Source organism: Actinomadura citrea (assembly GCF_013409045.1).
GTDB classification, from domain to species: domain Bacteria; phylum Actinomycetota; class Actinomycetes; order Streptosporangiales; family Streptosporangiaceae; genus Spirillospora; species Spirillospora citrea.
The window spans coordinates 5,010,098-5,024,238 of record NZ_JACCBT010000001.1 but is presented as its reverse complement, the minus strand read 5'-3'; the positions used below and the strand labels follow the sequence as shown (position 1 = coordinate 5,024,238).

General features: G+C 75.5%; 14 protein-coding genes, 1 pseudogene and 1 riboswitch. Of the genes and pseudogenes, 7 read left to right on the top strand and 8 right to left on the bottom strand.

Annotation, left to right across the window (positions count from 1 at the left end; genetic code table 11):
* The first annotated feature begins 56 nt into the window (after positions 1-56).
* The 3 genes and pseudogenes from BJ999_RS23540 (at position 57) to BJ999_RS23530 (ending at position 2,989) form a co-directional block, all read left to right on the top strand.
* Complete coding sequence (locus BJ999_RS23540) at positions 57-548, top strand: Lrp/AsnC family transcriptional regulator (protein WP_179835294.1); 492 nt, start codon at positions 57-59, stop codon at positions 546-548.
* 109 nt (positions 549-657) lie between these two features.
* Positions 658-1,473, top strand: a pseudogene (locus BJ999_RS44055) (EamA family transporter); the annotation flags it as partial.
* A 104-nt stretch (positions 1,474-1,577) separates the two neighbouring features.
* Positions 1,578-1,664, top strand: a riboswitch (ZMP/ZTP riboswitch).
* A gap of 53 nt (positions 1,665-1,717) precedes the next feature.
* A complete protein-coding gene (locus BJ999_RS23530; RefSeq protein WP_179835292.1) occupies positions 1,718-2,989 on the top strand; it encodes a serine hydroxymethyltransferase in 1,272 nt (423 codons plus the stop codon).
* A 3-nt stretch (positions 2,990-2,992) separates the two neighbouring features.
* Here the strand turns inward: BJ999_RS23530 and BJ999_RS23525 are convergent, their stop codons facing one another.
* On the bottom strand, positions 2,993-3,778 hold the full coding sequence (locus BJ999_RS23525) for a class I SAM-dependent methyltransferase (RefSeq protein ID WP_179835291.1): 786 nt from the start codon (positions 3,776-3,778) through the stop codon (positions 2,993-2,995).
* Positions 3,762-4,826, bottom strand: coding sequence for a GNAT family N-acetyltransferase (locus tag BJ999_RS23520; RefSeq protein WP_179835290.1), 1,065 nt, complete (start codon positions 4,824-4,826; stop codon positions 3,762-3,764). Before BJ999_RS23520 ends, BJ999_RS23525 begins: the two co-directional genes overlap by 17 nt.
* 161 nt (positions 4,827-4,987) lie before the next feature.
* On the opposite strand from BJ999_RS23520, the gene BJ999_RS23515 reads away from it, so the two are divergent.
* The 3 genes from BJ999_RS23515 to BJ999_RS23505 are packed head-to-tail and all read left to right on the top strand — an operon-like array spanning position 4,988 to position 7,726.
* Positions 4,988-5,659: a carboxymuconolactone decarboxylase family protein gene (locus tag BJ999_RS23515; protein ID WP_179835289.1), complete on the top strand. Its 672-nt coding sequence runs from the start codon at positions 4,988-4,990 to the stop codon at positions 5,657-5,659.
* Positions 5,652-6,239, top strand: a complete 588-nt coding sequence (locus tag BJ999_RS23510; RefSeq protein WP_179835288.1) for a GNAT family N-acetyltransferase — start codon at positions 5,652-5,654, stop codon at positions 6,237-6,239. Before BJ999_RS23515 ends, BJ999_RS23510 begins: the two co-directional genes overlap by 8 nt.
* 50 nt (positions 6,240-6,289) lie before the next feature.
* Complete coding sequence (locus tag BJ999_RS23505; RefSeq protein ID WP_179835287.1) at positions 6,290-7,726, top strand: NAD(P)/FAD-dependent oxidoreductase; 1,437 nt, start codon at positions 6,290-6,292, stop codon at positions 7,724-7,726.
* Here BJ999_RS23505 and BJ999_RS23500 read toward each other — a convergent pair.
* Positions 7,713-8,507: an isocitrate lyase/PEP mutase family protein gene (locus tag BJ999_RS23500; RefSeq protein ID WP_179835286.1), complete on the bottom strand. Its 795-nt coding sequence runs from the start codon at positions 8,505-8,507 to the stop codon at positions 7,713-7,715. The genes BJ999_RS23505 and BJ999_RS23500 overlap by 14 nt on opposite strands.
* A 25-nt stretch (positions 8,508-8,532) precedes the next feature.
* On the bottom strand, positions 8,533-9,264 hold the full coding sequence (locus tag BJ999_RS23495) for an aspartate/glutamate racemase family protein (RefSeq protein WP_179835285.1): 732 nt from the start codon (positions 9,262-9,264) through the stop codon (positions 8,533-8,535).
* 74 nt (positions 9,265-9,338) lie between these two features.
* On the opposite strand from BJ999_RS23495, the gene BJ999_RS23490 reads away from it, so the two are divergent.
* Positions 9,339-9,884: a helix-turn-helix domain-containing protein gene (locus BJ999_RS23490; protein WP_229810298.1), complete on the top strand. Its 546-nt coding sequence runs from the start codon at positions 9,339-9,341 to the stop codon at positions 9,882-9,884.
* A gap of 2 nt (positions 9,885-9,886) precedes the next feature.
* Here the strand turns inward: BJ999_RS23490 and BJ999_RS43680 are convergent, their stop codons facing one another.
* From BJ999_RS43680 to BJ999_RS23470, 4 genes are read right to left on the bottom strand one after another with little or no spacing between them, the layout of a single operon-like run.
* On the bottom strand, positions 9,887-11,281 hold the full coding sequence (locus tag BJ999_RS43680) for an MmgE/PrpD family protein (protein ID WP_179835284.1): 1,395 nt from the start codon (positions 11,279-11,281) through the stop codon (positions 9,887-9,889).
* A complete protein-coding gene (locus tag BJ999_RS23480) occupies positions 11,278-12,096 on the bottom strand; it encodes a cyclase family protein (protein ID WP_179835283.1) in 819 nt (272 codons plus the stop codon). The genes BJ999_RS43680 and BJ999_RS23480 overlap by 4 nt, the downstream gene beginning before the upstream one ends.
* Complete coding sequence (locus BJ999_RS23475; RefSeq protein ID WP_179835282.1) at positions 12,093-12,956, bottom strand: HpcH/HpaI aldolase/citrate lyase family protein; 864 nt, start codon at positions 12,954-12,956, stop codon at positions 12,093-12,095. Before BJ999_RS23475 ends, BJ999_RS23480 begins: the two co-directional genes overlap by 4 nt.
* Positions 12,953-14,140, bottom strand: a complete 1,188-nt coding sequence (locus BJ999_RS23470; protein ID WP_179835281.1) for a CaiB/BaiF CoA transferase family protein — start codon at positions 14,138-14,140, stop codon at positions 12,953-12,955. Before BJ999_RS23470 ends, BJ999_RS23475 begins: the two co-directional genes overlap by 4 nt.
* Position 14,141 lies beyond the last annotated feature (1 nt).

Sequence of the window (14,141 nt, the reverse complement as noted above, 5' to 3'; positions counted from 1 at the left end):
GGGCGCGATTCCCGCGCGGGAGTTCGGCGTCCGCCGGGCAGTTCGGGAGGAACCCTATGGACGCGGTCGACCAGGCGATCCTGCGGCGCCTGCAGCGGGACGGGCGGCAGACCAACCGCGAACTGGCGGAGGCGGTGGGGATCGCGCCGTCGACGGCCCTGGAGCGGACGCGGGCGCTGCGCTCGCGGGGCGTCATCACCGGGTTCCACGCGGCGGCCGACCTGGAGCGGCTGGGACGCGGCGTGCAGGCATTGATATCGATCAGGATCCGGCCGCAGTCGCGCGAGGCGATCGAGTCCGCCCGCGACAGCATGGCCTCGATGCCCGAGACGATCGGGGTCTTCGTGGTGACGGGGAACGAGGATCTGCTCGTCCACGTGGCCGTGCCGAGCACCGCCTACCTCCGCGACTTCGTGCTCGACCGGCTGGCGCGCCGCAAGGAGTACGTGGACGTCCGCACCATCGTCGTGTACGACTACGTGCAGCCGGTGGAGCAGTCCGAACTTCCGTCGGCCCACCGGCCCGACGGGCGAACGCCCTACATCTGACGCCCGGGGTCGCCCGGCTGGAGCGAAGGAATGACGACGCGAGCCCAGTGGACCGAACGAATGACGGCCCAGAGAACCGAACTCCGCATGTTCGCCTAGCTTCGGCGGCATGAACCGATGGAACAACTCAGCCGGTGCGCTGCTGGTGCTCGCCGCCGGTGTGCTCTGGGGGACGGTCGGGCCGGCGCAGGTGCTGGCCGGGCCGTCCGCGGGCCCGGTCGCGGTCGGCGGCGCCCGGATCCTCTCGGGCGGGCTCGTCCTCGCCGTCCTCGTGCTCGTGGCGGACCGCCGCGCGTTCCTGGCGCTGACCCGGCGGACCTGGCCGCCCCTCGTGGCGGCCTCGGCCGCGACCGGTACCTTCCAGGCGTCGTTCTTCAGCGCGGTCGACCGGACGGGCGCCGCCGTCGCGACCGCCGTCGTGTTCGGGCTCGCGCCCGTCTCCACCGGGCTCTGCGAGCGGGTCGTCCTGGGCGCCCGGCTCGGCCGCCGCTGGTGGGCCGGGACGGCCTGCGCGGTCGGCGGCGTGGCCCTGCTGATGGTGCCGGGGGAGGCCGTCCACGTCGACCCGGCCGGGATCGCTCTGAGCCTGGTCGCCGGCACGTGCTTCGGCGTCTACACGGTGTCGGCCAAGATCCTGACGGGTCTCGGTGCCGGGATGAAGGGGATCGGCATGGCCGGCGCGGTATCGGTGACGCTGCTGGCCGGGGGAGCGGCCCTGCTGCCCTGGACGCTGCCGGAGCTGCCCGCCCTCGCCGCGCCGCGCTCGGCGGCCCTGGTGGCCTGGCTGGGGATCGCCGCCACCGCCGCCGCGTACATGTTCTTCGTCACCGGCCTCGGGCGGGTGGCGGCCGCGACCGCCGGGACGCTCAGCCTCGCCGAGCCGCTCGTCGCCACCGGCCTGGCCGTGGTCGTCCTCGGTGAGCGGATGTCGGCGCCGGTCGCGGCGGGGTCCCTGCTGCTGATGGGCGGACTGTTCCTGGTCTCGGTCCCCGCGCGTGCGCCGCGCGGGCGCGGGACGGCCCGGTATGATGGCGTCCACGCGACTGGCGCAGTCAAGGTGGAGACGACCACCGGGGAGCGAAAGTAGTCCGCACACCGCGCGCCTGGGTGTACGGGTCCCCTTCGCCGGGGTGCCCGAAGCCCCGGCGCGAGCAGCGCGGAGGCTCACGATGCACGAACCGGCCGTACCCCATCTGCAGGGCCAGGACCCCGAGATCGCCGCGCTGGTGGAGGCCGAGGCCCGCCGCCAGTACGAGAAGATCCGGTTGATCGCCTCGGAGAACTACGTCTCGGAGGCGGTGCTGGAGGCCGCCGGCACGGTCCTGACCAACAAGTACTCCGAGGGCTACGCGGGCAAGCGCTACTACGAGGGCCAGCAGAACGTCGACCCCATCGAGCTGCTCGCCATCGAGCGCGCGAAGGGCGTCTTCGGCGCCGAGCACGCCAACGTCCAGCCCTACTCCGGCTCGCCCGCCAACCTTGCCGTCTACATGGCGTTCCTGGAGCCCGGCGACCCGGTCATGGGCCTGTCGCTGCCGATGGGCGGCCACCTCACGCACGGCTGGTCGGTGTCGGCCACCGGCAAGTGGTTCCGGCCCGTCCGCTACGACGTGCGCGCCGACACGGGCCGGGTCGACATGGACCAGGTGCGCGACCTCGCCCTCAAGGAGCGGCCGAAGCTGATCTGGTGCGGCGGCACCGCGGTCCCGCGGACGATCGACTTCCCGGCGTTCGCCGAGATCGCCCGGGAGGCCGGCGCGGTCCTGGCCGCCGACATCGCGCACATCGCGGGCCTGGTCGCCGGCGGCGCGCACCCGTCCCCGATCGGGCACGCCGACGTCGTCACGACCACCACGCACAAGACGCTGCGCGGTCCCCGCGGCGCCATGATCCTTTCGACGGCGGAACACGCGAAGGCGGTCGACAAGGCCGTGTTCCCCGGCCTTCAGGGCGGGCCGCACAACCACACGACGGCCGCGATCGCCGTCGCGCTGAAGGAGGCGGCGCGCCCGGACTTCGCCGGGTACGCGCGGCAGGTCGTCGCGAACGCCAAGGTGCTGGCCGCCGCGCTGCTGGACCGCGGCTACGACCTGATCTCCGGCGGCACCGACAACCACCTCATCCTCATCGACCTGACCGGCAAGGGAGTGGCGGGCAAGCCCGCCGCGCAGGCCCTCGACCGCGCCGGCATCGAGCTGAACTACAACGCCGTCCCGTTCGACCCGCGCAAGCCCTTCGACCCGTCCGGGCTGCGGCTCGGCACCGCCGCGATCACCACCCGGGGGATCGGCGAGGAGCACATGCCGCAGCTCGCGGCGTGGATCGACGAGGTCGTGCAGGCCACGGCCAAGCGGGGCGAGGCGGTCCTGGACCGGGTCGCCGGGCAGGTCCGCGACCTGCTCGCGTCCTACCCGATGCCCGGCTGGCGGTCCGTGCCCTGACGCTCAGCGCGGGCGCAGCAGCGTGATCATGCGCCAGGCCCCGGGGTCGGCGAGGGGCACCGCGTCCTCGCCGGCCCCGAAGTCGCCGTACTGCGCGACCGCCTCCAGCCCGCCCGCGAGGCGGATCGCGGCGTCCAGCTCGGTGGCCGTCCAGAACCGGTAGGGCACGACGTCGCGGACGACCCGCGGCTCCGCGCCCTCCCCGGTGATGGTCATCGTCACGCGGTCGTCGGCGATCTGGGTGACCGGGTCCAGCCGGTCGGACGGCTCGCCCCAGCGCACGCTCGCCCGGACGCCGTCCCGCTCGACCGTCCAGCCGGTGCTGACGCTCGGATCGTCGCCCAGCCGGTCCCGGGGATGCGACATCTCGATGACGTAGAGGCCGCCGGGGGACAGGTGCGCGGCGGCGCACCGCAGGTGCGCCACGAACGCGTCCAGCGTCATGAGGTGGGACGTGGAGTCCAGCATGGTCGCGACGAGGTCGAACCGGCGGCCCAGCGCGAACCGCGTCATGTCGCCCTCGACCACCTCCAGGCCGACGCCGGCGCGTTCGGCCTCGCGGGCCGCGTGGGCGCACATGCGCGGGTTCAGGTCGAGCGCCGTCGCGGCCAGCCCGCGGCGGGCGAACTCGCGGGCGTGCTCGGCGGGCCCGGCGGCCAGCTCCAGCGCCGTGCCGGGCGCGAGGCCCTGCTCGGCGCACCACCCGAGCAGGACGTCCACCTCGGCCGGCACGTCGCGGAACGAGCACGCCAGCTCGTACGCCCAGGGGTCGTCATATACGCCGCTCACCCGCCCATCCTGCCAGCGCCCCCGGCTCGGCGGGACGGCCGTCCAGCCGCAGCCTGATCTCCACGATCGCGGTGTCCTCGGTGCGCCGCGTCCGCCCGCCGAGCGAGGTCAGCAGCCGCCGCATCCGGGCGTTCTCGCTCAGCGCGGTCGCGCGCACCTCCACCAGGCCGCGGTCCCTGGCCAGCGCGAGGAGCAGCTCGGCGAGGCCGCGGCCGAGCCCGCGGCCCTGCCAGGCGTCCTCGACCAGGAACGCGACCTCGGCGGCGCCCGGGTCGCGGACGAGGACCAGGTGCGCCAGCGCCAGCAGCGACCCGTCCGGGCCCTCGGCGACCAGCGTCAGGCCCCGCGAGGGATCGCAGAACCGCTCGAACGACCGGCGCGGCGGGTACGGCTTGGGGCTGAAGTAGCGCATCCGGCGGCTGTCCAGCGAGCAGCGCTCGTGCAGCGCCCGCACGGCGTCGCCGTCGCGGGGCTCGACCGGCCGGACGACCGCCTGCGTGCCGTCGCGCAGCGCGATCCGCCGGAACGCCGACGGGGGCGGCACCGTCGGGAGCGCGGCCCGCACCAGCGCGTCCGCGCGCGCCGCCTCCGTCGCGGTGAAGGGCAGCCCGGCGCGCCGGAGCCGGACCGAGCGCCCGCGCACCGGGATCAGGAGGTCGCAGCGGTCGGGTTCCTCGCCGCCCGGGGCGTCCCAACGGGCCTCGTCGGCGCGCAGCAGCTCCCCGAGGATCTCGGGGACCGCGTTCGGCCGGGCCCGGAGCCGGGCCGCCAGGGCCAGGGCGCGGGTCGGCTCGTCGACCAGGTCGTGGGGGCGCGCGGGGAGCACCGCGGTCCGGGTCCCGCCCGCCGCGCCCAGCGCCTCGGCGAGGGCGCGTGCGTCCGGGCCGCCGCGCGGGACGTCGACGATGAACTCGTCCACCACCCCGTCGGCGTCGAGCTGGACCGACAGCCCGAGGATGTTGGCGCCGCGCCGGGCCAGCGCGGCCGTGAGGGAGGCGAGGCGGCCCGGGCCGTCCTCGATCTCGGTGCGGATGCGCAGCAGCGGCATGGGACGTTCCCTCCGGGGGCCGGGGCCCCGTTCGTGTCCGGTGCGGTCGCCGACAAGGTTCGCCGACGCGTGTTACGCGGTCGCTACGTCATCGTGTGCCAGGGGTTTCACATTCCGGACGGGGGTTGAGCCGACCGCTTCGAGCGCCTAGCGTGCGGTGAGTGATCGACCCCGTGACCGGTGAGCGTGTCAACGACCGACCGCGGCGCGGCCCGTCCCCGACGAGGCTTCCGCTGCTCCTCCCCGGTTCGCTCAGCGAGGAGCAGCGAGCCGTCTACGAGGCGGTGACGGGCGGGCCCCGCGCCGGCGACCGCAACCCTCCCTTCCCCCTGGCCGATGACATCGGGCGCCTCCAGGGCCCGTTCAACGCGATGCTCTACAGCCCTCCCGTCGGGCTGCCGCTGCAGGACCTCGGCGCCGCGCTGCGCTTCCGCACGGGGTTCACCAGGCGCGAGCGGGAGATCGCGACCCTCGTCGTGGCGGCGCACCTGCGCTCCGACTTCGAGTGGTACGCCCATGAGCGGATCGGGCGCCGGCAGGGGCTCGCCGACGAGGAGACGGACGCGCTGCGCGAGGGCCGCGCGCCGATGCTCGCCGACGTCCGCGAGCGGGTCGTGTACGAGGCGGCGCACCAGCTCGTGGCCGAGGGCGACCTCGCCGACGCCGTGTACACCGAGGCGGTGGCCACGCTCGGCCGCACCGCCCTCGTCGAGCTGGTCACACTCGTCGGTTACTACCAGGTGCTCGCGCTGCAGTTGCGCGTGTTCCGCGTCGGCGTCCCCGACGGCGAGGCCGCGCCCGAGTGGCCCGCCGCGGAGGACGGGTATGAGTGAGGTGCTGCGCACGGTGCGGCTCGTCCTGCACCCGGTGTCGATGCGCGACCACGGCGCCCTGCTGACGCACTGGACGGGCCCCCTCGTGCGGCGCCACCTGTTCGACGACCGGGTGATCACTCCGGTGCAGGTCAGTGAGATCATCGAGGCCAGCGAGCGGGACTTCGCCACCGAGGGCTACGGGCTGTGGGCGCTGCGCTCCGCCCCCTCGTCCCCGGGCGGAGGCGCGGCGGCGCGCGGCGGCCCGCTGGCCGGCGTGGCCGGGCTCAGCCACCACGAGGGGCCGCTCGGCCACGGCGTGGACGTGGAGATCCTCTACAGCCTGGAGCCCGACCACTGGGGGCGCGGGCTGGCCGCCGAGGCGTCCCGTGCCGTCCTCGACTACGCGTTCGGGGTGGTCGGCGTGCACCGGATCACCGCCGAGATCGACACGGCCAACCCCGCGTCGTCGGAGATCGCGCTCCAGCTCGGGATGCGCCGGTGGCGGGAAGGCCCCGCCGGTCCCGACGGTGCCGCGTACTATGCCGCCGAACGCTCCCGCTGGATCGGATCCGGTCGAATCGCCGACGCCGTACCCTAGAATCCGTTGCCGACTGTTGATTTTGCTGCGGAATGCAGCAGGATGAGCGCATGAGCTCCTCCCCGGGCCGGGCGCCCCTGGCTTCCGGCTTCGCCAACGGTGGCGTCTCCCACTGGTACCGGGCGGCCGGGCGTCCCGTCCCCGGCCCCCGCCTGCCGGGCCCGTGCACCGCCGACGTGTGCGTCGTCGGCGCGGGCTACACCGGGCTCTGGACCGCCTACTACCTCAAGCGCGACAGTCCCGACCTGCGGATCGTCGTGCTGGAGCGCGAGTTCGCGGGGTTCGGCGCGTCCGGCCGCAACGGCGGCTGGGTGCTGGGGGAGATCGCGGGGTCCCGGGAGCGCTACGCCGCCCGGCACGGCCGTCCCGCCGCGATCGCGCTTCAGCACGCCATGTTCCGGGCGGTGGACGAGGTCGTCCGCGTCGCGGGCGCCGAGGGCATCGACGCCGGCCTGGTCAAGGGCGGCGTCCTGCACGTGGCCCGGAACGCGGCCCAGCGCGCCCGCCTCGCCGCCCTGGTCGACGAGGCGCGCGAGTGGGGCTGGAGCGACGACGACCTCGTCCCGCTTCCCGCCGTCGAACGCGACGAGCGGCTGCGTGTCGAGGGCGCGACCGGCGCCGCGTGGAGCCCGCACGCCGCGCGCGTGCAGCCCGCCGCGCTCGTCCGGGGCCTCGCCGCGGCGGTCCGGCGGCTCGGCGTGCAGATCTACGAGCGGACGCCGGTCGTGCGGATCGACCCGCGCAGGCCGGGCGGGCCGGCCGCCGCCGTCACGCCGTTCGGGACCGTCACCGCCGAGCACGTGCTGCGGGCCACCGAGGGCTTCACCGCGGCGCTGCCCGGCCACCGCCGCGACTGGCTCCCGATGAACAGCTCGATGATCGTCACGACGCCGCTGCCCGCCCGCACCTGGAAGGCGATCGGGTGGGAGCGCCGGGAGCTGCTCGGCGACATGGCGCACTACTACATGTACGCGCAGCGCACCGCCGACGACCGCATCGCCTTCGGCGGCCGGGGCCGCCCCTACCGGTACGGGTCGCGCGTCGACGACGGCGGGCGGACGGAGCCGGCCACCGTCGATGCGCTCTGGACGATGCTCACCGGCATGCTCCCCGCCGTCGCCGACGAGGGTGCGGTGGAGCACGCCTGGTCGGGCGTCCTCGGCGTCCCCCGCGACTGGTGCGCGACGGTCGTCCTCGACCGTGTGACGGGGCTCGGCCACGCCGGCGGCTACACCGGCCACGGCGTCGCCACCGCGAACCTCGCCGGCCGCACCCTCCGCGACCTCGTCCTGGGCCACGACACCGACCTGACGGCGCTGCCGTGGGTGGACCGCCGCGTCCGCCGGTGGGAGCCCGAACCCCTGCGCTGGCTCGGCGTCCACGCGATGTACGCCCTCTACCGCGCGGCCGACGCCCGCGAGTCGTCCGCGCCGTCCGCGCGCACCTCGGGCCTGGCACGCCTCGCCGACCGGATCACCGGTCACTGACGTGCCGCTGGACGTCCCCGTACGACGGCACGGAAGGGGCGCCGCCCTCTCCGGTGACGCCGAGGGCCGCGGCGACCGTCGCGCCCAGCGCCGTGCGGAACAGCAGCGACCCGGTGCTCACCCGGTGCACGCCGAGCCGGGCGAGCCGCGGGTACTCGCTCTTTCCCGGCAGGTACAGCACGTTCAGCGGCAGGTCGACGGCGTCCAGGACGGCGCGGATGCCGGCGTCGCCGGCGATCCCGGGGACGAAGATCCCGTCCGCTCCCGCCTCCGCGTACGCCCGTGCCCGCCGCAGCGTCTCGTCCAGGTCCGGCGTGCCGAGCCAGAACGTGTCGGTGCGGGCGTTGAGGAACAGTCGCGGCGCGGCCTCCTTGACGGCGGCGATGACGGCCGCCTGGTCGCCGGCGGGCGCGAGGGTCCCGTCTGCGCGGCCGTCCTCCAGGTTGACCCCGGCGATCCCGAACGAGGCGAGTTCGGCGGCGAGTTCGGCCACGTCGCCGGGGTGGTCGGAGAACCCGCCCTCGATGTCGACGGTCACCGGGACGGGCAGCCGCGCCAGCGTCCGGGCGAGCGCCACCGTCTCGGCGCGCGTGCCGCCGGCCGCGTCGGCCTTCCCGGCCGCCGCGGCGACGCCGAGGCTGGTCGTGCCGATCGCCGGGAAGCCCGCCTCGGCCAGCGCCGCGCCGCTCGCGAAGTCCCACGCGTTCGGCAGCACCAGCGGACGGTCGCCGTGGTGGAGCCGCCGGAACAGGCCCGCCTTCTCTGCGTCCCCGAAGTCCATGCCGCCAATCTAGGGGCTGGTCGTTTCACCTTCCGTCGAAGCGTCCGCCGCGCCAGGTGGGGAGGGGCCGGCGGTCCGCGGCCACGTCGAAGGCGGCGCGGGCCAGCAGGCGGGTGGAGTCGAGCGTGGGCAGCGGCGAGGCCTCGGGCGTGACCAGGAGCGGGATCTCGGTGCACACCAGGGCGACGGCGTCGCACCCGCGCCCGGCGAGGCGCTCGATGATCCGGACGTACTCGCGGCGCGACTCCTCGGTGAAGACCCCGTTGACCAGCTCGTCGAAGATGATCCGGTGGACGGTCTCCCGGTCGGACGGGTCCGGGGCCTCGGCGGCGATGCCGCGTGCGGCCAGCTCGCGCGGGTAGAGCGGGCCGTCCATGGTGTAGCGGGTGCCGAGCACGCCGACCCGCGTCCGGCCGTCGCGGGCGGCCTGGTCGGCGACGACCTGGACGAGGTGCAGGCCGGGGAGCGCCAGTTCGTCGCCGGGGTGTTCGAGGGCCAGGTGCGCGGTGTTGTCGGGGCAGACGAAGAAGTCCGCGCCGGCCGCGGCGAGCCGCCGGGCGCTCTCGGCCAGGATCTCCCTGATCGGGGCGTGGTCCCCGGCGTCCCACGCGGGCATGCTGCGCGCGAGCGCGATGAGGTCGAGCGTCACGTCCGGGTGGTCGTCGGGGCCCAGCTCACGGAAGCCCTCATGGCAGAAGGTCCGGAAGCACAGCGCGGCGCCTTCCGCGCTGTGGGCGAGGATGCCGAGGTGCCTCATGCTCAGTCCTGTTCGTTGTGGCGAACAATCGTCCAGTACAGTGAACACTACCCTCGGAGGACGGGAGCGGGCGAGTGGATGTGATCGCGGTGATCGCGGCGTCGATCCGGCGGGAGCGCGAGCGCGCCGGGATGTCCCAGACGGAGCTGGCCCGGCGCGCGGGCCTGGCCAAGTCGACGCTCTCCCAGCTGGAGTCCGGCGCCGGCAACCCGAGCGTCGAGACGCTCTGGGCTCTGGGGACGGCGCTGAACGTCCCCTTCAGCCGGCTGGTGGACCCGCCGCGCCCGGCCGTCCGGGTGATCCGGGCGGGGGAGGGGCCGGCCGCGCACTCCGACCGGGCCGACTACACCGCGACGCTGCTGGCGTCGTCCCCGCCGCACGCGCGCCGCGACCTCTACCGCGTCACGGCGGAGCCCGGCGACGCCAGGGTCTCCGACCCCCACCCGCCGGGCACGACCGAGCACGTCGTCCTCAGCGCAGGCCGCGCCACGGCCGGGCCCGCGTCCGGGCCGGTGGAACTGGGCCCCGGCGACTACCTCACCTACCCCGGCGACGCCCCGCACGTCTTCGAGGCCCTGGTGCCCGGCACGGCCGCGATCTTCGTGATGGAGCACCTCTAGCGTCAGGCGAGCAGGGAGGTGAGCCGGCCGAGGTCCGCCAGGTCGGCCAGGCCGTGGACGAGGTCGGTGATCTGGTCGGCCCGGGCCTCCGGGACGCGGCGGGCGGCGTTGAGGCGGAACTTCGTCGCGAGCTCCTCGGCCGAGAGGGGGTTGCCCGGGCCGCCCCGGTTGGCGTCCACGCGCTCCTCCAGGAGCGCGCCGTCGCGGGTGCGGACGCGCAGGACGGCCGGGAACTGGTGCGGGAAGATCTCGTCGCAGCGTGCGTCCGGGACGCAGCCGACCCGGGCGGCCAGCGCCAGCCGGGCGGGGTCGGCGGCGGCCTCGTCGGTGAAGTCCTCGTGGAAGACGCCGAGGCCGCCGCCGCCGAGCAGGGCCGCCGCGACGGTGTAGGGCCCGGAGAACGCGGCGTGGTACCCCGACCGGGGACGGATCTTGTCCTCGTGCGGCTCGCCGATCGTCCGCAGCACGGGGGTCGGCGCGCCGAGCTCGATCGTGTCGACGTCGGCCGGGTCCAGCCCGCGGGAGCGCAGCCGGAGGGCGGCGTCGATGCCGGCGTGCGTGAAGTGGTTGCACGGGTACGGCTTGAAGAAGATGCCGGGCAGCTCCCAGCGCTCGCCGAGGTCCGAGGTGAGGGCGTCGAGGTCGACCCGGTCGCCGCAGAACGCCTGGAGCATCCCGAAGCGGCCTTCGAGGACGGTCGGCGGGCCGGTGATCCCGGTGCGGGCGAGCCCGGCGGCGGTGACGGCGGCGTGCGCGGCCCAGCCGCAGTGGATCCGCTTGACGGTGCCGCCGGTGCGGTTGGCCTCCAGGATCCCCGAGCCCATGCTCGCGGCGATGCCCATGGCGTCGGCGATCCCGGCGGCGTCCAGGCCGGACAGCATCGCGGCGGACGCGGCGGCGCCGACGGCGCCGCAGATGGCGGTGGCGTGCTGGCCGCGCTCGAAGAACACCGAGTTGCCGAGCTCGCGGTCGTACCCGGCCATGCCGAGCCGGACGGTGATCTCGACGCCGACGCCCACCGCGTCCAGCAGCCGGGCGCCGCCGGCGCCGTGCGCCTCGGCCGCGGCGAGCGCGGCGGGCACGACCGACGCCGACGGATGCAGCACGGACGGCAGATGCGTGTCGTCGAAGTCCAGGGAGTGGGCGAGCGTCCCGTTGAGCAGGGCGGCGCTCGGCTCGGGCAGGCGCGTGCCGGTGCCGATCGCGGTGGCGCGGCCCTGCCCGCCCCATTCGGCGACGAGCTCTCCGACGGCCCGCGCCGGCCGCTCACCGGTCGCGGCCAGGCTGTTGCCCAGGGCGTCCAGGACGCGCCGCGCCGCGTCGGCGCGCAGCTCCGGGGGCAGCCCGCGGGAGGCGACGGTGGCCGCCAGGCCGGCGAGCCGCTGGACGGGGGTCACGCCGCCACCGCCGCGAGGGGGCGGACGGGGGATCCGGTGCCGCCGGTGATCCGCAGCGGCGCCAGCACGAACACGAACTCGTGCAGCCCGGCCTCGGCGAGCGCCTCCAGGGCGAGGTGCTCCAGGATGAAGATCCCCGACTCCACCAGCAGGATGCGGTGCACGGGCAGGACGCTGTGCCCCGCGCCCGCCGGGATCTGCTCGTAGGCGGTCGTGTCGGCGCCCGTCGCGGCCACGCCGCGGCCGGCCAGCCAGCGGGCGGCGGACGGCGTCGCGCCCGGGACGCCGGTCTCCCGGCCCAGGTAGGCGGTCGCGTCCGCGAAGTTGCGCGACCACCCGGTGCGGATCAGCGCCACGTCGCCGGCGCCCGGCTCGGTCCCGGCGCGCGCGGCGGCCAGGTCCAGGTCCTCGGCGGTCACGCCGTAGCCGGGCGGCAGCGTCGCCATGCCGTGGACCGCCGCCACGTCCAGCAGCACCCCCCGGCGCAGCAGGCCCGGCAGGTTCTCGGCGCCGTGGCTGGTGAAGGCGCCGCCGCGCTGGGCGTCGGCGGCGGAGATCCCGCCGTGCAGCTCCCCGTCGTGGCTGACGTGGGAGAGCGCGTCGATGTGGGTGCCGACGTGCCCGCCGGTCACGATGATCTCGTTGGCCGCCGAGCCGCCGTCGGGGCGCTCCATGTCGCCGTGCCTGCGGATCAGCGTCATGCGGAACCCGGGGTGGTTGGGCGAGCAGGGCATGCCGGTGAAGAACGGCTGGCCCAGCTCGATCAGCCGGACCCCTCCGGCGACGGCCGCGAGCAGCGGGTCCTGCGAGTTCATCGGTGGCCTTCCTTGACGGGCGGGGCGGTGGAGTCGGCGGACGCGGCGGCGTCGAGCAGCCATGCGGCGCGCTCGACGACCGCCTTGTCCACGAATCGGCCGGCGGAGTCGATCCATGCGGCCCGGCGAGCCGGGTCCCCGCGTTCGGCGAGCCGGCTCATCAGGTCCCGCGCCCACGCGACCTCGTCCGGGTCGGGTGCGGACGCCTCGTGCACGACGGGGATCTGCGCGGGGTGGATGACCGAGCGTCCGAAGAACCCGGCCCGCCGCCCGGCGAGCGTGTCGGCGCGCAGGCCGTCCAGGTCGCGGACGGCCGTCCAGACGCTCTGCGGCGGGGACGGGAGCCCGGCGGCGCGGGCGGCCACGACGACGCGGGAGCGCGGCCACGCCAGCGCGTCGCCCCCCGCCACCCGCAGGTCGGCGGACAGGTCGGCCTCGCCCAGCGATATCCCGGCGACGAGCGGGTGCGCGGTGGCGAGCACGAAGGCGTTCTCCACGCCGAGCGCCGACTCCAGGACGGGGAACACCGGGACGCCGAGCGCGTCGGCGGCGCGGCGCAGTTCGGCCGGGTGCTCGCACTTGGGGATCCGTACCCCGGCGAGGCCGCTCGGAGCGGCCGCGAGGAGCGCGATGTCGTCGGCGCCGTCCGGGGTGGCGGGCGCGTTGATCCGCACGTGGGCGGTGCGTCCGGCGTCCAGCGCGCCCAGGGCGTCCAGGACGGCGCGCCGGGCGGCCTGCTTGGCCGGCGGCGCGACCGCGTCCTCCAGGTCGAGGATCACCGCGTCGGCCGCCGAGGCCAGTGCCTTGGCCATCCGGTCCGGGCGGTCGCCCGGGACGTAGAGCCAGGTCCGCGGCGTCACCTGATCACGCCCTTGGCCCGCAGGTCCTCCAGCCCGGCCCCGTCCACGCCGTAGCGGGCGAGGATCTCGGCGGTGTGCGCGCCGAGCGGCGGCCCGGCCGAGGTGATCCGGCCCGGCGTCCCCGACAGCCGGAACAGCACGTTCTGCATCCGCACCGGGCCGAGCTCGTCGTCGGGGACGGAGGCGATGGTGCCGAGCGCCTCGAACTGCGGGTCGGCCATCACGTCGGCGGCGGTGTAGACGGGGGCCACGGCGGCCTGCGCCTCCTCGAACGCCTTGACGACCTCGTCGCGGTCGCGCCCGGCGATCCACGACCCGACCGCCTCGTCCAGCACGTCGGCGTGCCGGGCGCGCTGCGCCCCCGTCGCGAACCAGGGCTCGTCGATCAGCTCGGGGCGGCCGACCAGCCGCATCACCCGCTCGGCGATCGACTGGGCGCTGGTGGAGATCGCGACCCAGCCGCCGTCGCGGGTCCGGTAGGTGTTGCGCGGCGCGTTGTTGTGCGAGCGGTTCCCGGTGCGGGCCTGCAGCTCGCCCAGCTGGTCGTAGGTGATGATCTGCGGGCCGAGCAGGGTGAGGATCGGCTCGATGATGGCCAGGTCGACCACCTGGCCCTCGCCGGTCGCCTCCCGCGCCCGCAGCGCGGTCATCACCGCGAACGCGGTGGTCAGCGCCGCGATCCCGTCGGCGAGGCCGAAGGGCGGCAGGGTCGGCGGGCCGTCCGGCTCGCCGGTGATCGCGGCGAATCCGCTCATCGCCTCGGCGAGCGTGCCGAACCCGGGCCGCCGGGCGTAGGGGCCGGTCTGCCCGAACCCGGTGACCCGGGCAAGCACGAGCCGCGGGTTGATCCTGCGCAGTTCGTCCGGGCCGATGCCCCAGCGCTCCAGCGTCCCGGGACGGAAGTTCTCGATCACCACGTCGGCGTCGGCGGCAAGCCGCCGGAACAGCTCCTGGCCCTCGGGCGAGCCGAGGTAGAGCGTCATCGCCTTCTTGTTGCGGCCGAGCATCTTCCACCACAGGCCGACGCCGTCGCGCTGCGCTCCGTGGCTGCGCACCGGGTCCCCCGCCGGATGCTCGATCTTGATGACCTCGGCCCCGAAGTCGCCCAGCAGCGTCGCGGCGAGCGGGCCGGCGAACAGCGTGGCCGTGTCGAGGACCCGGACTCCGGACAGGGCGTCGGTCATG